The following is an 18,803-nucleotide window of genomic DNA, read 5'->3' as shown; positions in this document are numbered from 1 at the left end:
AGTCATTCTGCGGCTTTGGCCGGGTCGGCCGGTTTGGCGAGGGCCTTCCAGGCATCATACTGGGACAGGAAGACGCGTCCGTTGAGCTGATCGAGGAAGTGAGTGCTCCCGAGACGGTCCATGACCGGCCCCTTCACTTCCGAGAGGTGCAGCCCGACCCCCAGATCAGTGAGCCTGTGGTTGATCGCCTCCAGGCTCTCGAGCGCCGAGTAGTCGATCTCGTTCACAGCGGAGCACATGAGAATCACGTGACGCAGCGTGGCGCCGTCGACCACGTGGTCCTGGATCAAATCCTCGAGGAACCGGGCATTCACGAAGTAAAGGCTCTCGTCCACCCGCAGCATTAGTATCTCGGGATCGGTCTCGACGTCGTGCCGGTTGATATTGCGGAAGTGGTTGGTGTCCGGGACGAGACCGACCTCGGCGACATGGGGTTTCGACGTCTTGTAGAGGTGCAGCGCGATGGAGAGGATCACACCGGACGCAACGCCAATCTCGACGCCCAGTGAAAGGGTCAGAAGGATCGTAGCTGCGACCGCGGTGAAGTCGGCGCGCGAGTAGGACCAAGTCTTCTTCAGGATCGAGAAATCGACAAGGCTGAGAACGGCGACGACGATTGTGGCGGCCAGTGTCGCGTTGGGCAGATAATAGACGAGCGGCGTCAGCGCGAGCGCGGCAATAGCAAGGCCGATGGCCGTGAAGGCGCCCGCCGCGGGTGTCTCGGCGCCAGCGTCGAAGTTCACTACAGAGCGTGCGAAACCGCCGGTGACAGGATAGCCGCCGGTGAAGGCTGCGCCGAGGTTGGCGGCGCCGAGGCCGATGAGTTCCTGGTTCGGGTCGATGCGCTGACGCTTCTTGGCGGCGAGCGTCTGCGCGACGGAAATGGATTCCACGAAGCCGATGATGGAAATCAGGATTGCCGGGATCGCCATTTGGCGGATCAGGTCCGGCGCGAAACCGGGAAGGGTCAGCGGCGGCAGGGCCTGCGGCACCTCGCCGACGATGGAGACGCCGAGGCCCTCAAGATCGAAAGCCCATACGGCAAGCGTCGTGACGACGACCGCCGCCACGGGCCCCGCCTTTGTGACGATGTCGGCCAGAAGTGGGCCTGCTCCCATCCTCCGCAGGAGCGGCTTGAGGCCCTTGCGCACCCAGAACAGAAACGCGGTCGCCATGACGCCGATGACCAGCGTTATCGGATTGATCTGCCCAAGATGCGAGACAAGCGCACCGACCATCTCGATCAGCGTATGGCCTCCGGCCTCGATACCGAGGATATGCTTAAGCTGGCTGGTCGCGATCAGGATGCCAGAGGCCGTGATGAACCCCGCAATCACCGGATGGCTGAGGAAATTTGCCAGAAACCCCAGGCGGAAGACGCCGAGCAGCAACAGGAAGCCTCCGGACAGCCCCGCAAGCGTCAGCGCCGCGACGGCATAACCCGCCGTGCCCTGCTCGGCGACCTGACCGACAGCGGAGGCTGTCAGAAGCGAGATCACCGCCACAGGCCCCACCGCGAGCGCGCGGGAGGTGCCGAAAACCGCGTAAAGGAGGATCGGTGCGATCGAGGCGTAGATCCCTGCCTCCGGCGGCAAGCCCGCTAGAAGCGCGTAGGCGAGCGACTGGGGGATCAGCATGATTGTCACGATCACTGCCGCGACGAGATCGTTTGTCAGCGCGGATCGATTATACTGCCGCCCCCATGTAAGGATCGGCAGATATCGGGAAAATCGTGACGTCATGGCGTTCTCTCGGGATTGGGGAGCGGGGAGCAACCTGTGCGCCCCGCTCGCGGACGCGCGGACAGCGGGAGGGAGTGCCGGCGCGCCGTTCGGTTATTCGGCCGCGGCTTCGAGCTTTTCGGGCTTTGCCATCCATTCGCGGCCCCGAAGCATCGCTTGCCAGTAGATCGGCGGCAGCATCTTTTCCTTCAGGAACCACGCTGCGCGGCTTGGCTTCGTGCCGTCGATCATGAAGGCCGGGAAGCTCGGCTTCACCGCGCCTCCGTAGCCGAACTCCGCGAGCACGATCTTGCCGCGCTCGACCGTCAGGGGGCACGAGCCGTAGCCGTCGTATTGTGCCACGGCAGAGCGTCCCGCGATGTCGGCGGCGATGTTCTCGGCCACCGTGGGCGCCTGTTTCCGCGCCGCCGCCGCCGTCTTGGCATTGGGTGCGTTCATCACGTCGCCAAGCGCCCAGATGTTGTCGAAGCTCTTGTGGCGCAGCGTCGCCTGATCAACGTCGACCCAGCCCGCCGGATCGGCCAGCGGCGAGACGCGAATGAAGTCCGGCGCCGTCTGTGGCGGGCAGACATGCATCATGTCGAACGCCATCTCGACCCGGCGCGGTTCTTTCTCCGGCTCCCTGACCTCGAAGGTGGCCGTCTTCGCCGGCCCGTCGACTGCCACGAGATTGTGGAAGAAGTCGAGCGTCGCGTCGTACTTCTTCACGTATTCCATCAGTGGCGGCACGTAGTCCTTCACGCCGAAGAGCACGCCGCCCGCGTTGCAGAAGTGGATGTCGATGTCCTTGAGACGACCGGACCGGTGCCAGTGGTCGGCCGAGAGATACATCGCCTTCTGCGGCGCGCCGGCGCATTTGATCGGCATCGGCGGCTGGGTAAAAAGCGCGGTACCGCCGCGCACCTCCTGCACCAATTGCCAAGTATAGGGCGCGAGGTCGTAGCGATAGTTGGAGGTGACCCCGTTGCGGCCGAGCGTATCGACGAGGCCTTCGACCTTGCCCCAGTCGACCTTGAGACCGGGACAAACAACGAGCCGGTCATATTTCACGACCCGGCACCCATCGAGAATGACCGCGTTGTTCTGCGGCTCGAAGGCCGCGACGGCGGCCTTGATCCACTTGACCCCTTTCGGGATCAGGCTGCCCATCGTCTTGGCGGTTTGCTGTGCCTCGAATATGCCGCCGCCAACCATGGTCCAGCCGGGCTGGTAATAGTGTATCTCGGCAGGATCGATGATCGCGATCTCGAGGCCCGGTTTGCGCGATTTCAGGCTGGCCGCGACGGCGATGCCACCGGCACCCGCGCCGACGACAACCACCTTGTAGTGCGCATCGCCGCTGTCGGTCGGGGTCTTGCCACCGTTGGCGATGCGGCGCGCGACACCGTTCATGTCGTAGCCTGCCGCCTGCGTCATGGCGAGAATTTCGGAAACGGGCCGCTTCTGCGCCTCGTGCAGCGACCAGAGGGTCGCCGAGCGCGTGCCGGTCCGGCAGTAAGCCAGCACCGGGCGTTGCACCTCTGCCAGCGCCTGGCCGAAAGCAGCGACGTCCTGATCCGAGACCATCCCCGATTCAACCGGGACGTAGCGCGTCTCGATCCCCTCGGCCTTGGCAGCCGCCTCGATCTCTTCGTAGCTCGGTTGATCCGCGCCTTCCCCATCGGGGCGGTTGCAGATGATCGCACGATAGCCTGCCGCCTTGATTGCGGCCATGTCCATGGCTGCGATCTGCGGGGATACCGTTACTTTCGGCGAAATCCTTTTCAGTTCCATCGTCGTATTCCTCCCTATTGGTTTCGATCAGGGACCACACAGCAGCGCCGATGCGCCGCCATAAGCCCTGATGACCGCGTCAAGTGGATGGGTTTTCGTCTTGAATGATCGAAACCATTTTCGCGCTGTACGCCCGCTCACCGATGCGTTCGATCAACTCGAGTTGCAGCTCCAACCAGGCCTTATGGCCTTCTTCGTCCATCGCGATTTTTTCGAAGAGCATGCGCGATCCGACATCGTTGGTCTCATAGGCCTGTCGGGCCGCGGTGAGGTAGAATTCAACGGCCTCCTCCTCATCGGCAAGGTCGGCCTTGAACATATCTGAGAGGGTTTCGGCACGCTTTGGCTCTTTGGCGAAAGCAATCTCGGGCGTTCCTTTCAGGAACATGATGCGCTCGATGAACAGGTCGGAGTGCCCGATTTCTTCTGCCTGTTCCTCGCGCATCTTGTCTGCCAGCAAATTGAGGCCCCAATCGTCGAGGACATGGGCGTGCAATTGATACTGATGCGCGGCGCTCATTTCCATTTGAAGCGCCTTGTTCAGGTTTTCCACCGTTGCGTTGTTCGACATTGTCTTTCCTTTCGATCTGGAACCGTAGTCATTCTCAAAGACCGTTGAGGGGCACCTTGAGCGTCGGGTTGCCGTCCTTGTCGGTGGGCACCTCGCCCGCGCGCATGTTCACCTGCAGCGACGGGATGATGAGCTTGGGCATGGCGAGGGTCGCGTCACGCTCGGTGCGGAACTTGACGAAATCCTCCTTCGTCTTGCCGCTGCCCACATGGATGTTGTGGGCCTTCTCCTCACCCACCGTGGTCTCCCACTGAATGTCGCGCCCGTTGGGCCCGTAGTCGTGGCACATGAACAGCCGCATCTCGTCCGGCAGGGCCAGGACCTTCTGGATCGATTCGTAGAGCGTCGCCGCATCGCCGCCCGGGAAATCGGCACGCGCCGAGCCTCCGTCGGGCATGAACAGCGTGTCCCCCACGAAAGCCGCGTTGCCCATCACATGCACCATGCAGGCCGGGGTGTGGCCGGGCGTATAACTGGCGAACGCGGGCATGTTTCCGACCATGTAGGTGTCGCCGTCGTCGAACAGGCGATCGAACTGGCTGCCGTCGCGCTGAAACTCGGTGCCCTCGTTGAAGACCTTTCCGAAGGTCTCCTGAACAACCATGATCTTCGATCCGATACCGATCTTGCCGCCCAGCTTCTGCTGAATGTAGGGGGCTGCGGAAAGGTGATCGGCGTGGACGTGGGTCTCGATGATCCACTCCAGCTTCAGCCCCTGCGACTGCACCTGGCGGATCAGCTCGTCGGCGTGGTCGTAGGTGATGCGCCCCGCGGCGTAGTCGATGTCCAGGACGCTATCGACGATGGCGCAGGCATCGGAACTGGGGTCCTTCACGATGTAGCTGATCGTGTTCGTGGCCTCGTCGAAGAAGGCCTGGACCTCGGGTTTGATGGTCATGTCGATGGGATAGGTCATGGTGTTCTCTCCTGGAATGGTGCGGTGGGTCAGGATGTTGCGCGCGGCTGCCCGAGTGGTGCCAGGACGCGGCGCAGCCAGAAGCCGAGGATGACGGCGGCGAGGAACAGGGCGACTTCCCAGCGTCCGGTTCCGAGAGCAGGAATGGCCGCGCCGGGGCAGAAGCCGGCGATGCCCCAGCCGATGCCGAACAGGGCCGACCCGCCGACGAGCTTCATGTCAATGTCGGTCCCCGTGGGAACTTGGAAACGTCCGCCGAAGAGCGGAGCATTGCGCCGCCAGACCAGGCGGTAACCGACACCCGCCACGACCAGCGCTCCGCCCATGACAAAGGCCAGGCTCGGGTCCCAGCTGCCCGCGAGATCGAAGAAGTTCAGAACCTTGGCCGGGTCCATCATGCCCGAGAGGGCGATGCCGGTGCCAAAGACGACACCGGTGAAAAGCGCAAAGACGAGCTTCATTGATCAGCCTCCGAACACGTGACGTACAAGGAAGACGGTGATTGCGGACGTTGCCATGAAGGTGGGCACGGCGACCAGCGATCGGACCGACAGGCGCGACAGCCCGCAGACCCCGTGTCCCGACGTGCAGCCAGAGCCGAGGCTGGCGCCTAGCCCCACGATGACGCCACCGACGACGATCATCGCCGGGCTGACCGGAACTGTCAGAGCCGGCATCGCGCCTGTAATGGCGAAGATAAGCACGGGTGCGAGGATCATTCCGGCGATGAGAGCCAGCCGCCAGTTCATCTCTTCCCGGCTCTCTGCAAAGATCGCGCCCGACAGGATGCCCGTCGCGCCGAAGATCCGGCCGAGCCCGAGCATCAGAAGGACCGCGCCAAGGCCGATCAGTAGTCCGCCGCCGAACGAGGTGAGTGGTGTGAAAGCAGTCTCCATCTCAGCAGTCTCGGCAGGTCTTGAGGCCGAGCATGGAATAGAGCGGGCACATCTTCATCAGCGACGTCGCGAGCATGACGACGCCGATGACGGCCGCACCATACTTGAAGAATGGCTCGGCGAAGAGCGGCAACCCGCTGAGGAATGCGAGATAGAGCAGGACCATCCCGAGCGCGGCGCGCAGGATTCGGTCGAGGGTTCCGACATTGGTCGTCATGGCGTCCTCCGGACTTCAAAGTTGACCATGACGTATATGTTTGGCGGCGCCGCTTCAGTGATATTGTCACCGAGCGCCGATTTTCCTCGTCGACTTCCTAGTCGCTGTCGGCAAGTGCCCGCAGGGCCGGCTTGTCGGTGATCTCTATCCGTCCCCGCGATTGCGCAATGTAGCCGCGCTTCTGAAAATCGTGCAGCACGCGCGAGATGACTTCCCGTGCAGTTCCGAGTTCGGTCGCAATTTGCGCATGGGTTGCGACGATTTCCTTGTTGCCGCCCGCGAGGGTGAGCAGGCGTTCCGCGAGCCGGACATCGATCCTACCGAACGCGACATCGTCAACCACGCGCAAAAGGTCGATCAACCGTCGTGAATACGCAGCGAACACGAAGTTGCGAAAGGCCGCCTCGTCGGCAACGAGCGCGTCGAAGGCAGGCCTCGGAAGGACGACGACGCGGATCTCGGATTCCGCCAGCCCCTCAGCGTTGTAAGCCTCTTCCGCCAGCATGCATGCCGTAGTCAGGACGCAGCTTTCGCCCGCGTCGACGCGGTAGAGCACGATGTCACGTCCGTTCTCGGAAGTCTGCGAGACGCGGATCGTCCCCTCCAGCAGAAACAACAGGCTGTCGGGAATGTTGCGCGGACCGAATACTTCCTGGCCTTTAGGGTAAGTACGGATCTGCGCTACCTTGAGCAGCCGATCCCGCACACCGCGCGGCAGGGCTCGGGTCCCCTGAAACCGTTCGGTCCAGTCTCCGATGCTCATCGCGCCCTCCGCGATGGCCAGACGATGCCCTCTTCTATTAGCGTGATGCGGGACAACAGCTCACTCTTGTTCGACGCGATATCCGCGAGCGTCAGGTCGTCGAGCACTTCCATGAACGCCTTCGTCGCCTCCCTCAGCGCCCGCGAAAGCTTGCAGATGCCGATCAACGGGCAAGTATTTTTCTCAGGGTTAAAGCACTCGACCACATCGAGCGGTCCTTCGGTCAGCCGGATGACATTCCCTACGACGATTTCCTCCGCAGGACGCGCCAGCCTGAATCCGCCGCCTCTGCCCCTCCTTGTCTCCAGAAATCCAGCCTGTCCCAGTTCGTGCACGATCTTCACGATATGCGGTCGAGCCAGCCCATGCACCCTGACCACGTCATCCACGCGGACAAGCTCGTGTGACCTGAGTGCGGCAAGCTGAAGCGATCGGAGCGCGTAGTTCGAATATGCCGTAAGTTTCATCTATGTCTCGCGGTAGAAGTTCTACTCTTCGTATAACTTTTATACAAGCTGGGTGACAATGTCACTGAAGCGCACGGCGCGGCGCGGTAGCCGGTAACCAAACCACGGAAAGGAACCACCATGCCTCTGCTTCTCGGAGACATCGTCCCGGACTTCACCGCCGACACGACGACAGGCCCCGTCTCCTTCCACGACTGGATCGGCGATGACTGGGCCTTCTTCTTCAGCCATCCGGCGGACTTTACCCCGGTCTGCACCACAGAGATGGGCCGAACCTCGCAGCTCAGCGCCGAATTCGACAAGCGGGGCGTCAAACCCATCGGGCTCAGCACGGACTCCGTCGACGAGCATCTGAAGTGGATCGACGACGTGAACGATACCCAAAACACGACGCTGCGGTTTCCGATCGTCGCTGATCCCGACCTGCAAATCGCGCGCCTCTATGACATGATCCACCCGGCCCAGTCCGAAACGGCAGCCGTGCGCTCGGTCTTCATCATCGACAACAACAAGAAGCTGCGCCTGACGATGACCTATCCGATGAGCGTCGGGCGCAACTTCGATGAAATCCTGCGCGCGGTCGATGCCTTGCAGGCGGGGGACAGGCACCGGATTGCCACGCCCGCCGACTGGCGACCCGGGGACGAGGTCATCATCCCGCCCTCTATCGACGACGCCGCAGCGAAGGGTCTGTTCCCTCAGGGTTGGACGACGCACCGCCCCTACCTGCGGACCACGCGTGTACAAGACTGATTATTGTTCACGGATGAAGAAGAGAGAGAGACGACATGAGAGGTATCGCATTGGCGGCGCTGGCCGTTTTGGGACTCGCCGGGAGCGCTCAGGCGCAGGAAGCGCCAGAATTGGTGACGGTCCTCGCCTCAGAGGACGCGCAAACCCAGCTGATGGGTATGGTTCTGACCATGCAGGCGGTTCAGCAAGGTGCCGAGGCACACATCCTGCTCTGCGGACCGGCCGGTGACCTGGCCCTGAAGGACGCCCCCACTTCCGCTACCGCCCCGCAGGAACCGCGTGGCATGAGCCCCCAGGGACTGATGATGCAGATCATGGAGCACGGCACCCAGGTCGAGGTCTGCGCAATCTACTTGCCGAACAAGGGAGCAGGCCCCGAGGTCTTGCTCGACGGGATTACCCCTGCTGATCCGGCCGCAATGGCCGCGCGTCTGCTGACGCCGAACGCGCGCATTTTGTCCTTTTAAGCCGCTCCCAGCGGGCGGTCACGCAGCCCGTCCTACCGCACCCCGGAGACCACCTCATGCTCGCCTCCTTCGACGCAGTCCTCTTGGCCCGCATTCAGTTCGCCTTCACAGTGAGCTTTCACTTTCTCTTTCCGGCCTTCACCATCGGCCTCGCGAGCTACCTCGCGGTGCTCAACGGGCTGTGGCTCTGGACGAAGGACCACAAGTATCTCGATCTCTTCCGCTACTGGGTGAAGATCTTCGCGCTGGCCTTTGCCATGGGCGTCGTGTCGGGGATCGTGATGTCCTACCAGTTCGGCACAAATTGGTCGGTCTTCTCCGACAAGGCCGGGCCGGTCATCGGCGCACCAATGGCCTACGAAGTACTCTCGGCCTTCTTCCTGGAGGCGGGCTTCCTCGGGATCATGCTCTTCGGACGTGAGCGCGTGGGACCGGGGCTGCACATGACCGCAACGGCGGCTGTGGCCTTCGGTACGTTTTTCTCAGCCTTTTGGATTCTCAGCGTGAATAGCTGGATGCAGACGCCCGCGGGCTTCTCCATCGACCCGGACACGGGCCAGTTCCTGCCGGAGAACTTCTGGGAAATCATCTTCAACCCCTCGTTCCCCTATCGTCTCATGCATACAGTGACGGCCGCCTACTTGACGACAGCGTTCATCGTCGGCGGAGTCGCGGCCTTCCACCTCCTGCGCCGCCGTCGGCGGGGCGAGACGCCGTCCGAAGCCACGAGAACAATGTTCTCCATGGCGATGTGGATGGCAGCCATCGTGGCGCCGATCCAAATCTTCCTCGGGGATCTCCACGGAATCAACACGCTGGAACACCAGCCCGCCAAGGTCATGGCCATGGAGGGCCACTACGAGAGTCACCCGGAGGGCGCGCCGCTCTATCTGTTCGGGATCCCCAATGACGAAACGCAGACCCTCGACTACGCGGTCGGCATTCCGAAGCTGTCCTCGTTGATCCTCAAACACGATCTCAACGCTCCGCTGGCTGGGCTCGACACGATCCCCGACGACGAGCAGCCACCCGTAGGCATCGTTTTCTGGTCCTTCCGTGTCATGGTCGCCCTGGGCTTCGCCATGCTGGGGCTCGGCGCCTGGTCGCTCTACGCCCGATGGAAGAGGCGGCTCTTCGAGGCGCCGTGGCTGCACCGCGCCGCCCTGGCCATGGCGCCATCGGGGCTGATCGCCGTCCTTGCCGGATGGATCACCACCGAGGTCGGACGCCAGCCTTATACCGTCTACGGGATGTTGCGCACGTCCGAGAGCGCAGCGCCGCTCGACGCGGCCGCCGTCGGCACATCTCTCGTCGCCTTCATCGTGGTCTACTTCTTCGTCTTCGGCGCAGGCACCTTCTACATCCTGCGACTAATGAGCCGCCCGCCGGTCTTCGACGAACCACGCCTGAAGGACGTCACCAAGGGACCCATTCGCACGGCCGGCATCACGCCAGCCATCGAGGAAACCATGCGGCGCCAGAACGCCGCCCATCCGGGGGAGTGAGAACGATGCCGATCGCAGAAGGGGTCGCATTCGACCTCACCTTTGTCTGGGGCTTCCTGATCGCCCTAGCCGTGCTCATCTACGTGGTTCTTGACGGGTTCGACCTGGGGCTGGGGATGCTCTTTGCTGTCGAGTCCGAGCGACGCCACCGCGACGTGATGATGAACTCGGTTGCCCCCGTCTGGGACGGGAACGAGACTTGGCTCGTTCTTGGAGGCGGCGGCCTTTTCGCGGCCTTCCCGTTGGCTTACGCCCTCATCCTTCCAGCTCTCTATGTGCCGATCATGGCAATGCTGTTGGCCCTCATCTTCAGGGGCGTCGCATTCGAGTTTCGCTGGCGCACCGAGCGTTGGCGTGGCGTCTGGGACATTGCCTTCATCGGCGGCTCCGCGGTGGCCGCGCTCAGCCAAGGCATCGCACTTGGCGGGCTGCTGCAGGGCATCACGATTGACAAGGCCGCTCGCGCCTATGCTGGCGGCTGGTGGGACTGGTTGACGCCGTTTTCGGTGACGGTCGGGCTTGCCGTGATGGTTGGCTATATGCTCCTCGGAGCGACTTGGCTCATCATGAAAACTGATGGCGAGCTTCAGGATCGCATGCGTAGCCGTGCCTGGATCCTAGGCATTGCAACGGTGGCGTTCATCGGCGTGGTCAGCCTTTGGACTCCGTTCTTGCAAGAAGGATACTTCGTGCGCTGGTTCGCTGGCACCCGCATCTTGCTTGCCGGGCTGGTGGGAGCTGCAGTTCTTGCCCTCGCATTCCTGATGTTCCGGGCTCTTCACGTGCATCGTCACGACTACTGGCCTTTCCTGCTCGCCTTGGCGATGTTTGGGCTGTGCTTCGTGGGCCTCGGAATCTGCATGTTCCCCTACATCGTGCCAATCGAAGTCACGCTTTGGGAAGCGGCCGCCCCGTACAGAGCTCAACTCTTCATGATCATCGGTGCAGGCATCCTGATCCCGATCATCCTTGCCTATACGGCCTATGCTTATTGGGTGTTCAGGGGGAAGGTCGATCCTGAGGCGGGGTACCATTGATGCCCAGTCGATCCCGATACTCGCACTGGCTGTGGTTCATCGGATTGTGGGCTGCCAGCGTCAGCCTGCTGGCCGTGGTCGCTTTCGCGATCCGCCTCGCAATACATTAATCGGCGCCGTCTGCTGGCCAACTTCGCCCTCGTCGGCCGGCGCCCGTCGCTGACCTCCCTGCGCAGCGTTGTTCCGAGAAGCACCAGTCGCGCATTTCGACAGATGTCATGCGGCGGCACGCGTAAACCTCTTGCTCACAATATTCTTGATCGCGACTTCTGGGCGGAGGGCCCGAACCAGAGGTGACTGGCAGACTTCAGCTACCTCTGGACGGCCGAGGGCTGGCTTGATGTGGCGGTCGCGCTGGACCCGTTTTCCCGACGCGTGGTGGGTTGGTCAAAGAAAGCGGATCGGGATACCACATTGTTCACGGACGCGCACATGATGGCCGGAAGGCGCTGCGGCAAGTCCGACGAGTTGTTTCGTCATCCGGACCAACGTTTGCAAGGCGGCTTCAACCGGTCGGCGCACTACTTTAGACTTTATCCTGTTTGAGCAGGCGGTCGAGTGCCTCTGCCGGTGTTCGCAAACTAAGCGTTTTCTGGGAACGGACTTTCAGCGCTTGAGCAACGGCGCTGAGCGCTTCGGCAACGTGCTGTCTCAGATCCGTGTCATTGGGGAAGTATTCGCGAACTTCTTCTTCCAAGGTTAGAGGGCGTATCGGCTCACGACCAGGCGCTCGGCCTCTTCCCTGACCGGGCAGCCCATCTCCGTGATCTGCGCGACGGCGTCTTTCTTGAAATCGTCGCTGAACTTGCTGCTGCTCATCATGGCCTCCTTACGTCAAAATTAGCGAAGAAGGCGTCCACGATACACATGGCTATCCAACCCCAAGTGACAAACGGTGAAAATCACTGACACTCAGGTCCCCTAAAGTCTCTCTTGCCGGAATAACTTACAAAAGCAACTGAACGATCTGACCCCCGCTCTCGGCGCGCTTGAATGAGAATTGGCCACCTAATCTCTCCATCGCACTAGCCACAATCGACAGACCTAGTCCACTCCCGCCAGGGCTCCCCTCGCGCCCCCGTTTGAACCGGGTTTTCATTTGCGAAAGGTACTCCCCATCCATGCCAGGACCATCGTCGACTACCGATATGGCTGTCCCATCCAACATGATCCGCACCTCGGCTTTGATCGGAGAAGCGTGGATCGCGTTTTCTATAACATTGCGTAGTGCTGTCTGAAGAAGGAACGAATTGGTCTTTACCATGACGACGTTGGTGGAGGTATCCGCCGTGAGAGAGACTAACTTCGTGGATGCCATAGGCTTTAGGTCAACGACAGTCTCTGCAATCAATTTTTTCAGGTCCACATCTTCAAGAACCAGGTCGGACTGTTCGACGATGGAGAGCTCTAGGAGCTGTCGAACCATCCTGTCAGTCCGGTCAACAGAACGTTCTAACGCGTTCAAAGCATTTGCTCTCACTGCGGGGTCATCTGACATGCGCATGATCTGCGCCTGCGTGCGAAGTCCGGCAAGCGGTGTCTTCAGTTCGTGGGCTGCATAGGTGGTAAAATCTCGCTCGACGTCACGAGCCGCCGCCACTTTCGAAAAAAGCGCGTTCAGGGCTTGGAGAACAGATCGAATTTCGGGCGGAGATGCCACGTCGGGAATTGCGCTGAGATCATCTGGCGCACGCCTTCGCAAATCTGCGGCAAGACGCTCGATGGGGGCCATCCCTCTCGCAACGCTGAACCAAAGAATGATCGCGAGTACCGGCAGGATAAGTGCTCCCGGCAGCAGCAGGCCTTCCAGAACGTCCCAGATCAGTCGATCACGAACCGCGAGACTGTCTCCAACCATGATGCGAACACCCAACGCCTCATTGACCATCGAGTAAACCCGCCAGGGTTCGCCGTTGACATCTGATTGCGAATATCCCTCGGCTTCCATCTCTGTCAGTCGACCCTGCGGAGCCCCGCTTGATTGACCAACGATGCTACCATCAAGAGCCCAGATTTGGCAGGAGAGTTGCCGAGAATAGCCCGGTGCGGACTGGAGGGGGATTGTGTCAAGCCCAGTCCCGGCCTGCGCGACTTCAATTCGACGATCAGACAGTAGTGAGGACACCATGTGGGCCGCTTCATACAACCTAGCGTCAAGCACTCGCTCAACTTCCGAACGTGTCGATGTTTGGATCCAAATCGCTGCAAACACCCAGACCGTGCTCGTTGCCACCGCTAGTATTAAGAAGAGTTTCACTCGAATTGAGATGGCTGAGCCTCCTCTTCTGCGAGCCGATAGCCGAGGCCACGGACGGTTTCGATGTAGGAGCGCGCGATCTTGCTCCGCAGTTTGTGGATATGCACTTCAACGGCGTTGCTCTCGATGTCCTCCTGCCAGCCGTATAGCTTTTCTTCCAACCTTTCCCGCGACACGATATGCCGGGGATGCTCGATGAGAGCTGCGAGAATTGCAAACTCACGCCTAGAGAACGAAACGGGCTTGTCGCGGTAGTGGCCCGACAGCGAGGACGCGTCGATGGATAGTCCGTTGTAGCTGATATAGCTGCTTGCACGACCGTCCCGTCGCCGGAGCATGGCGCGCAGTCTCGCCGAAAGCTCCTCAAGATCGAATGGCTTGCCGAGGTAATCGTCAGCCCCCGCATCGAGGCCCCGTACGCGGTCGCGGACACGATCGCGCGACGTTAGAAGTAGGACCGGTACTCTGACCCCCTGCGCCCTGATCTCCTGCAGCAGATCCAGTCCAAGCCCGTCGGGCAACATAATGTCGAGAACGATACCATCGAAATCATCGGCTTCGATCGCATCCCTCGCATCTGCAATGGTCGCGACTTGATCGGGCGTGAAGCCGGACAGGCGCAACCCCACAGACAAGCCGTCCGCGAGCACTTCGTCGTCCTCCACGATCAATATACGCATACGTCTTCCCTTTTCACCGCATGTCGCCCTCCAACCTTAAGACCGACTTAAGATTGGCATCGCACCAAAACACCATGAAACCGATCCAATTCTTTCAGGCCGCACTCGCAGCCATCGTTTGTGTCTGGGGCGCGGCAGCTTCGGCTCAGGTGTCTCAGCCACTACCCGCAGCGGAGGCATTCGTTCTGACCGTGACCCCAGATGGGGACACGGCAACGCTCTCTTGGGAGATAGAGGAAGGCTACTACCTCTATCGCGATTATATCTCCGCCACCACAGCCGACGGCGTGGAGATCCCCCTCGACACGCCAGCGGGCGACATGAAGGACGATCCCAACTTCGGGGTGGTCGAAGTTTATCACGACGCGCTGGAAATCAACCTGGCTTCGGCGTCTGGGTCTGTGACGCTTACGTGGCAGGGTTGCAAGGAGGACAGCATCTGCTATCCGCCACAGACCCGCGAGATCTCGTTCGACGGAGACGATACCGCCGCGATAAACGGTGCAGGCACCGAAACGTTCGTCCCGACCGCGGGCGCCGGCACGCCCTTCTCTTCCGATACTTCCCACAGCCTCACCCTGGCCGACGAGCCGGGCCTTCTCGACGGGCTTTCTGCGCGCGGCGGCACGGCACTTGTGGTGGCCGGCTTCTTCGGACTCGGACTTCTGCTCGCCTTCACCCCCTGCGTTTTCCCGATGTTCCCCATCGTGGCCGGCCTCGTCATGGGTCAGCGCGAGCCGCCCAGCATCCGGCGGGGGCTGTCTCTGTCGGGATCCTATGTGCTGGCGATGGCCGTCGCCTTCGCCGGGCTCGGCATCGTCGCGGCGTGGTCTGGGCAGAACCTTCAGGTCGCGCTGCAATCGCCGGTCGCGATCTCTGTGGCGGCGGCGATCTTCGTCCTGCTCGCGCTGTCGATGTTCGGCCTATTCACCCTCCAGATGCCGCGCTTCATTGCCAGCAGGCTGGAGCGGGTTGAAGGCCGCCGCGGCTCGGTCGGCGGCGCAGCGCTTCTGGGCTTCACCTCCGCGCTTATCGTCGGCCCCTGTGTGACGGCGCCGCTGGCAGGCGCGTTGCTCTACATCGCCCAGACCGGCGACGTGGCGCTCGGCGCGCTGGCGCTATTTGCCCTGGGGCTCGGCCAAGGTGTGCCCCTGCTTGCGATCGGCGCCTTCGGTCCTCGCGTACTGCCCCGCTCTGGACCCTGGATGGAAACGACGAAATGGGTTTTCGGCGTGCTGTTCCTCGGCTTCGCGATCTGGCTGGCGGGCCGTGTGCTGCCCGGTGCCGCGACGCTGGCGCTCTGGTCGGCGCTACTGATTGGGGTGGGCGCGATCCTCGCCCAGATGCCGCGCGACGGGCGGGCCGGACGGCTCGGCGGCGCTCTGGGGATGATCGTGCTGTTCGCGGGCGCGCTTCAGGGTGTCGGGGCCGCCGTAGGGGGCGATGATCCGCTGCACCCACTTGCTCCGCTCGCCGGCGGCTTGGGCGGCGGCACCGTGGTGCAGGCTGAGGGTGGAGGCTTTGCCACCGTCTTCACCCCTGCGGAGTTCGAAGCCGCGCTCGGAGACGGCGGCCGCCCGACCATGGCCTATGTCACGGCGGACTGGTGCACGACCTGCCGCAGCATCGAACGCGGCCCGCTCTCCGACCCCGAGGTGCTATCGGCCATGAGCCCACTTTCGCTCGTAAAGGTCGATGTGACCGACTTCGGACCTGACAGCCAGACGCTGCTCGACATGCTCGGGGCCGCCGGGCCGCCCACGATGGTCTTCTTCGACAAGACGATCGCCGAGGCACCGGGCAGCCGCATCGTCGGCAATACCGGAAGCGACGACATGCTGCGCTCGCTGCAGATGGTATCGCAATGAACGGAATTTCTATTGGTCCGCTCGCCTTCGATACCGAGCGCTTTGCCTTCATCGTTGCCGCGATAGTTTTTCTGTCGGTCTTCCACGTCGTGACCATTCCGCAGGCGCGGCGCGGCATCGACCTGCGCCGCTGGGCCTTTCCGGCTTCCCTAAGTTGGCTGGTCGCGGCGCGGGCGGGCTTCGTTGTGCAGCACTGGGCAGTTTTTTCCGAACATCCGCTCGATATCCTCAAGCTGTGGCAGGGCGGCGTCTCAGTCGCGGCAGGGTTTCTCGGACTCGCGGCCCTCTCCGTTTTCCTGATCGTCCGGCGCGAGTCCGTTGTTGCCCCGCTGATGGGCGCGGCCTTCGTCGGCTGGCTCGCCGGCGAGGCAGTGCTGCGGGCTCAGTCGGATGGTCCGCTGGCGATGCTGCCCGAAACCGCTTTCCCCAGCATGGCTGGCGAACCGGTGCGGCTCGATGCGCGCGACGGCACGCCGCTGGTTCTCAATCTCTGGGCGACCTGGTGTCCACCCTGCCGCCGCGAGATGCCGATGATGATGGATGTCGCCGAGCGGATTGAGGGCGCCGACCTGATCTTCGCAAATCAGGGCGAGACCGACCAGCAGATCGCGCAATTCCTCGAAATCCTCGCTCTTGGCGGCGACAACATCTCGCTCGATCCGACCTCCAGCCTGATGACACGCTTCAACGCGGTCGGTCTGCCCACGACGCTTTTCTTCGATGCGTCGGGCACCCTCCGCGACGTTCATTTCGGCGAGATATCCCGCGCCGAACTCATGTCGCAGATCGCGACGCTTCGAGACGCCCCCCCGCAGACGGATGCGGGCCCCGCGTCGCAACCTATCAACTGAGGAGATCTTTGATGACCCTGACACGACGTCGACTATTCGCAGCCGGAGGAGGAATGCTGCTCGGAACCGGTGCGCTAGGGCTCGGCCTCCTTCCCTCGACCGCACGGGCGCAACAACTGACCGTCGACGCAGTTCTGCGCGATCCCGACGCTCCCGTGATGGGTAACCCCAACGGCGACGTGACGCTTGTCGAATATTTCGACTATCAGTGTCCGTTCTGCAAGCGGATGCACCCGACGCTTAAGGAGGTCGTCGAGGAAGACGGAAACGTGCGCCTGATCATGAAGGACTGGCCGATCTTCGGAGCGCCGTCCGTACGCGCGAGCCAACTCGCTCTCGGTGCCGTCGCGCTCGGGGCCTATGGCGAAATCAACGATGCGCTCATGGCAACCGAAGCCAAGCTGAGCGACGCCGATGTCGAACGCGTGGTCGGAGCTGTTGTCGAGGTAGATGAGGCGATGGACGCTTATCGTGCCGAGCGCTCCAAGTGGGACGCTCTTCTTCAACGCAACGATTTTCAGGCTGCATCTCTTGGATTTCGTGGAACCCCGGCCTTCGCCATCGAGAAAACGCTCTACAGCGGCGCTCTGGACCGCGCAACCCTGGAAGAAGCCATAACTAACGCCCGCAGCGCGAGCTGATGCGGGTTTTGTAGACCCAAATCAGCTTTACGGCGCAGCCCACCAAAACTCAACTTAGGAGACCCTCCATGTCGAAATCTGTCACCCGTCGCAGAGCGCTCACTTTAGCCTTGGCCAGTGGGGCTACGTTGTCCGCCCCTTCACTTCTAAGAGGCGAAACTGTCCGCAGGAACGTCTCGAGTTTCTCCATGCAAGACTGGCGCGATCACTTCGACGATCTCGGCAAAGCAACAATCGTAGCGGACACTGCCTCACGGGCTCTCCACTTCTGGAACCACGATGGCACCGACTACCGAATCTACCCGACCTCCGTACCGATTTCAGAGGAGCTGACCAAGCGCGGATACACCAGCATCGTTCGCAAGAAAGTCGGACCTGACTGGACCCCGACCCCAAGCCAGGTGGAGCGTTTTGGATGGGAATATGTACCGCCCGGCCCCGACAATCCGCTAGGCACTCATGCCATGTATCTCAGTTGGCCCGCCTACATTATTCATGGCACGCACGACACCCGCAAGATCGGTCGCCCGTCCTCAGACGGGTGCGTGGGCCTCTACAACGATATGATTGAAGAACTCTACGGGCTTTGCCCGATAGGAACGCAGGTCAGGATCATTTGAGGCCGTAATGCACCGCAGAAGCATCATCTTGGGAGGCCTTGCATTCGCAGGCCTTCCCTCTCCGAGCGGCGTTCTGGCGCAACAGCAGCCACGCGAATCTTCCAACATTTGGGAACCGCATATCATTGAGCTTGAATCCCCTTTCCCGCCTGCGGGAGAAGTTCATGTGATGCCAGGCCCATTCCGGCTCTACTGGATCCTTCCCGAAGGCCGGGCCATGGTGTACCCCGTGCGGATAGGTCGCGGCGACCTGTACGAGGCCGGCGAATATTTCATCGGCGCCAAGAAAGAATGGCCGTCGTGGGTTCCCACCCCTGGCATGATCGAGCGCGAACCCGAGAAATACGCGCGCTACGCGGAGACAGGCATGGCCGGTGGGCCAGGCAACCCATTGGGTGCCCGAGCTCTCTACCTTTTCACTCCGGAGCGCGGCGACACATTTTTGCGAATTCACGGTACAGACGATCCAAATTCGATCGGGCGTGCCGTGTCCAACGGCTGTGCGGGGCTCATCAACGACCACATGATCGATCTCTACAATCGTGTGCCACTGAATGCCAGAGTGTTCCTGCATCCAAAGCCTGGTGACGATGGTTTTAGCCACAGCACCGGTTAGGTTTACCGCACCCGCAACCAAGCTCGGAGAGCCGTATTAGGCTCCAGACTCATTGATTTTCAAAGCCAGAAGATGACGGTTGCGGCGAGAGCGACGGCGGAGAGGAAGGTCGTGGCGCATCTGTCATAGCGTGTGGCGATACGGCGCCAGTCCTTCAGCCTGC

The 18,803-nt window shown here is 61.7% G+C and carries 20 protein-coding genes and 2 pseudogenes; 9 read left to right on the top strand and 13 right to left on the bottom strand.

The window, feature by feature from the left end; all coding sequences use genetic code 11:
* Positions 1-2: 2 nt before the first annotated feature.
* The 9 genes from ACFSGJ_RS06675 to ACFSGJ_RS06635 form a co-directional block, all read right to left on the bottom strand.
* A complete protein-coding gene (locus ACFSGJ_RS06675; protein ID WP_390260217.1) occupies positions 3-1,742 on the bottom strand; it encodes a SulP family inorganic anion transporter in 1,740 nt (579 codons plus the stop codon).
* Between the two features lie 93 nt (positions 1,743-1,835).
* Positions 1,836-3,515, bottom strand: a complete 1,680-nt coding sequence (locus ACFSGJ_RS06670) for a bifunctional protein tyrosine phosphatase family protein/NAD(P)/FAD-dependent oxidoreductase (protein ID WP_390260216.1) — start codon at positions 3,513-3,515, stop codon at positions 1,836-1,838.
* Between the two features lie 79 nt (positions 3,516-3,594).
* Positions 3,595-4,086 carry a bacterioferritin gene (locus ACFSGJ_RS06665; protein ID WP_390260215.1) on the bottom strand — a complete coding sequence of 164 codons (492 nt, stop codon included), beginning with the start codon at positions 4,084-4,086 and terminating at the stop codon, positions 3,595-3,597.
* 34 nt (positions 4,087-4,120) lie between these two features.
* Positions 4,121-5,002 (bottom strand): MBL fold metallo-hydrolase, encoded by an 882-nt coding sequence (locus tag ACFSGJ_RS06660; RefSeq protein ID WP_390260214.1) that lies wholly within the window; start codon positions 5,000-5,002, stop codon positions 4,121-4,123.
* A gap of 29 nt (positions 5,003-5,031) precedes the next feature.
* Positions 5,032-5,463 (bottom strand): DUF6691 family protein, encoded by a 432-nt coding sequence (locus tag ACFSGJ_RS06655; protein ID WP_390260213.1) that lies wholly within the window; start codon positions 5,461-5,463, stop codon positions 5,032-5,034.
* A gap of 3 nt (positions 5,464-5,466) precedes the next feature.
* Positions 5,467-5,898: a YeeE/YedE family protein gene (locus ACFSGJ_RS06650; protein WP_390260212.1), complete on the bottom strand. Its 432-nt coding sequence runs from the start codon at positions 5,896-5,898 to the stop codon at positions 5,467-5,469.
* A 1-nt stretch (position 5,899) separates the two neighbouring features.
* On the bottom strand, positions 5,900-6,115 hold the full coding sequence (locus ACFSGJ_RS06645) for a YgaP family membrane protein (protein ID WP_390260211.1): 216 nt from the start codon (positions 6,113-6,115) through the stop codon (positions 5,900-5,902).
* A gap of 97 nt (positions 6,116-6,212) precedes the next feature.
* Positions 6,213-6,878: a Crp/Fnr family transcriptional regulator gene (locus ACFSGJ_RS06640; RefSeq protein WP_390260210.1), complete on the bottom strand. Its 666-nt coding sequence runs from the start codon at positions 6,876-6,878 to the stop codon at positions 6,213-6,215.
* Positions 6,875-7,345, bottom strand: coding sequence for an Rrf2 family transcriptional regulator (locus tag ACFSGJ_RS06635; protein ID WP_390260209.1), 471 nt, complete (start codon positions 7,343-7,345; stop codon positions 6,875-6,877). Before ACFSGJ_RS06635 ends, ACFSGJ_RS06640 begins: the two co-directional genes overlap by 4 nt.
* A 120-nt stretch (positions 7,346-7,465) precedes the next feature.
* Here ACFSGJ_RS06635 and ACFSGJ_RS06630 point away from each other — a divergent pair, with 120 nt between their 5' ends.
* Genes ACFSGJ_RS06630 through cydB form a run of 4 tightly spaced genes read left to right on the top strand, consistent with a single transcriptional unit; the run spans position 7,466 to position 11,107 of the window.
* Positions 7,466-8,098, top strand: a complete 633-nt coding sequence (locus tag ACFSGJ_RS06630; protein WP_390260208.1) for a peroxiredoxin — start codon at positions 7,466-7,468, stop codon at positions 8,096-8,098.
* Positions 8,099-8,133: 35 nt separating this feature from the next.
* Positions 8,134-8,565 (top strand): DsrE family protein, encoded by a 432-nt coding sequence (locus ACFSGJ_RS06625; RefSeq protein WP_390260207.1) that lies wholly within the window; start codon positions 8,134-8,136, stop codon positions 8,563-8,565.
* A gap of 56 nt (positions 8,566-8,621) precedes the next feature.
* Positions 8,622-10,070, top strand: coding sequence for a cytochrome ubiquinol oxidase subunit I (locus tag ACFSGJ_RS06620; RefSeq protein WP_390260206.1), 1,449 nt, complete (start codon positions 8,622-8,624; stop codon positions 10,068-10,070).
* Positions 10,071-10,075: 5 nt separating this feature from the next.
* Positions 10,076-11,107 (top strand): cytochrome d ubiquinol oxidase subunit II, encoded by a 1,032-nt coding sequence (gene cydB, locus ACFSGJ_RS06615; protein WP_390260205.1) that lies wholly within the window; start codon positions 10,076-10,078, stop codon positions 11,105-11,107.
* A gap of 702 nt (positions 11,108-11,809) precedes the next feature.
* On the opposite strand, the pseudogene ACFSGJ_RS06610 reads toward cydB, so the two are convergent.
* From ACFSGJ_RS06610 to ACFSGJ_RS06600, 3 genes and pseudogenes are all read right to left on the bottom strand, one after another.
* Positions 11,810-11,929, bottom strand: a pseudogene (locus ACFSGJ_RS06610) (IS3 family transposase); the annotation flags it as partial.
* Positions 11,930-12,053: 124 nt separating this feature from the next.
* A complete protein-coding gene (locus tag ACFSGJ_RS06605; RefSeq protein ID WP_390260204.1) occupies positions 12,054-13,319 on the bottom strand; it encodes a sensor histidine kinase in 1,266 nt (421 codons plus the stop codon).
* 41 nt (positions 13,320-13,360) lie between these two features.
* Positions 13,361-14,044, bottom strand: coding sequence for a response regulator (locus ACFSGJ_RS06600; protein ID WP_390260203.1), 684 nt, complete (start codon positions 14,042-14,044; stop codon positions 13,361-13,363).
* Between the two features lie 53 nt (positions 14,045-14,097).
* Between ACFSGJ_RS06600 and dsbD the strand changes: the two genes are divergently transcribed.
* From dsbD to ACFSGJ_RS06575, 5 genes are all read left to right on the top strand, one after another.
* Positions 14,098-15,912 carry a protein-disulfide reductase DsbD gene (dsbD, locus tag ACFSGJ_RS06595; RefSeq protein ID WP_390260202.1) on the top strand — a complete coding sequence of 605 codons (1,815 nt, stop codon included), beginning with the start codon at positions 14,098-14,100 and terminating at the stop codon, positions 15,910-15,912.
* Positions 15,909-16,763, top strand: coding sequence for a prolipoprotein diacylglyceryl transferase family protein (locus ACFSGJ_RS06590; protein WP_390260201.1), 855 nt, complete (start codon positions 15,909-15,911; stop codon positions 16,761-16,763). The genes dsbD and ACFSGJ_RS06590 overlap by 4 nt, the downstream gene beginning before the upstream one ends.
* A gap of 53 nt (positions 16,764-16,816) precedes the next feature.
* A complete protein-coding gene (locus tag ACFSGJ_RS06585; RefSeq protein ID WP_390260200.1) occupies positions 16,817-17,404 on the top strand; it encodes a DsbA family protein in 588 nt (195 codons plus the stop codon).
* A 68-nt stretch (positions 17,405-17,472) separates the two neighbouring features.
* Positions 17,473-18,024, top strand: coding sequence for a L,D-transpeptidase (locus ACFSGJ_RS06580; protein WP_390260199.1), 552 nt, complete (start codon positions 17,473-17,475; stop codon positions 18,022-18,024).
* A gap of 7 nt (positions 18,025-18,031) precedes the next feature.
* The gene (locus ACFSGJ_RS06575; RefSeq protein ID WP_390260198.1) at positions 18,032-18,640 is read left to right on the top strand and encodes a L,D-transpeptidase; all 609 of its coding nucleotides are present in this window, start codon (positions 18,032-18,034) and stop codon (positions 18,638-18,640) included.
* Between the two features lie 59 nt (positions 18,641-18,699).
* On the opposite strand, the pseudogene ACFSGJ_RS06570 reads toward ACFSGJ_RS06575, so the two are convergent.
* Positions 18,700-18,803, bottom strand: a pseudogene (locus tag ACFSGJ_RS06570) (IS5/IS1182 family transposase); the annotation flags it as partial.

It is taken from the genome of Halodurantibacterium flavum, from assembly GCF_042681825.1.
In the GTDB taxonomy this organism is placed as follows: Bacteria; Pseudomonadota; Alphaproteobacteria; order Rhodobacterales; family Rhodobacteraceae; genus Halodurantibacterium; species Halodurantibacterium flavum.
This window is presented reverse-complemented; position numbering and strand designations above follow the sequence as displayed.

What these genes read in the sequence shown, in the direction of transcription:
- ACFSGJ_RS06635 (WP_390260209.1), bottom strand. Translation starts at nt 7,345, where the DNA reads ATGAAACTTACGGCATATTCGAACTACGCGCTCCGATCGCTTCAGCTT.
- ACFSGJ_RS06590 (WP_390260201.1), top strand. Translation starts at nt 15,909, where the DNA reads ATGAACGGAATTTCTATTGGTCCGCTCGCCTTCGATACCGAGCGCTTT.
- ACFSGJ_RS06665 (WP_390260215.1), bottom strand. Translation starts at nt 4,086, where the DNA reads ATGTCGAACAACGCAACGGTGGAAAACCTGAACAAGGCGCTTCAAATG.
- ACFSGJ_RS06660 (WP_390260214.1), bottom strand. Translation starts at nt 5,002, where the DNA reads ATGACCTATCCCATCGACATGACCATCAAACCCGAGGTCCAGGCCTTC.
- ACFSGJ_RS06675 (WP_390260217.1), bottom strand. Translation starts at nt 1,742, where the DNA reads ATGACGTCACGATTTTCCCGATATCTGCCGATCCTTACATGGGGGCGG.
- ACFSGJ_RS06585 (WP_390260200.1), top strand. Translation starts at nt 16,817, where the DNA reads ATGCTGCTCGGAACCGGTGCGCTAGGGCTCGGCCTCCTTCCCTCGACC.
- ACFSGJ_RS06580 (WP_390260199.1), top strand. Translation starts at nt 17,473, where the DNA reads ATGTCGAAATCTGTCACCCGTCGCAGAGCGCTCACTTTAGCCTTGGCC.
- ACFSGJ_RS06620 (WP_390260206.1), top strand. Translation starts at nt 8,622, where the DNA reads ATGCTCGCCTCCTTCGACGCAGTCCTCTTGGCCCGCATTCAGTTCGCC.
- ACFSGJ_RS06575 (WP_390260198.1), top strand. Translation starts at nt 18,032, where the DNA reads ATGCACCGCAGAAGCATCATCTTGGGAGGCCTTGCATTCGCAGGCCTT.
- ACFSGJ_RS06630 (WP_390260208.1), top strand. Translation starts at nt 7,466, where the DNA reads ATGCCTCTGCTTCTCGGAGACATCGTCCCGGACTTCACCGCCGACACG.
- ACFSGJ_RS06640 (WP_390260210.1), bottom strand. Translation starts at nt 6,878, where the DNA reads ATGAGCATCGGAGACTGGACCGAACGGTTTCAGGGGACCCGAGCCCTG.
- ACFSGJ_RS06670 (WP_390260216.1), bottom strand. Translation starts at nt 3,515, where the DNA reads ATGGAACTGAAAAGGATTTCGCCGAAAGTAACGGTATCCCCGCAGATC.
- ACFSGJ_RS06645 (WP_390260211.1), bottom strand. Translation starts at nt 6,115, where the DNA reads ATGACGACCAATGTCGGAACCCTCGACCGAATCCTGCGCGCCGCGCTC.
- ACFSGJ_RS06600 (WP_390260203.1), bottom strand. Translation starts at nt 14,044, where the DNA reads ATGCGTATATTGATCGTGGAGGACGACGAAGTGCTCGCGGACGGCTTG.
- ACFSGJ_RS06625 (WP_390260207.1), top strand. Translation starts at nt 8,134, where the DNA reads ATGAGAGGTATCGCATTGGCGGCGCTGGCCGTTTTGGGACTCGCCGGG.
- ACFSGJ_RS06655 (WP_390260213.1), bottom strand. Translation starts at nt 5,463, where the DNA reads ATGAAGCTCGTCTTTGCGCTTTTCACCGGTGTCGTCTTTGGCACCGGC.
- ACFSGJ_RS06650 (WP_390260212.1), bottom strand. Translation starts at nt 5,898, where the DNA reads ATGGAGACTGCTTTCACACCACTCACCTCGTTCGGCGGCGGACTACTG.
- cydB (WP_390260205.1), top strand. Translation starts at nt 10,076, where the DNA reads ATGCCGATCGCAGAAGGGGTCGCATTCGACCTCACCTTTGTCTGGGGC.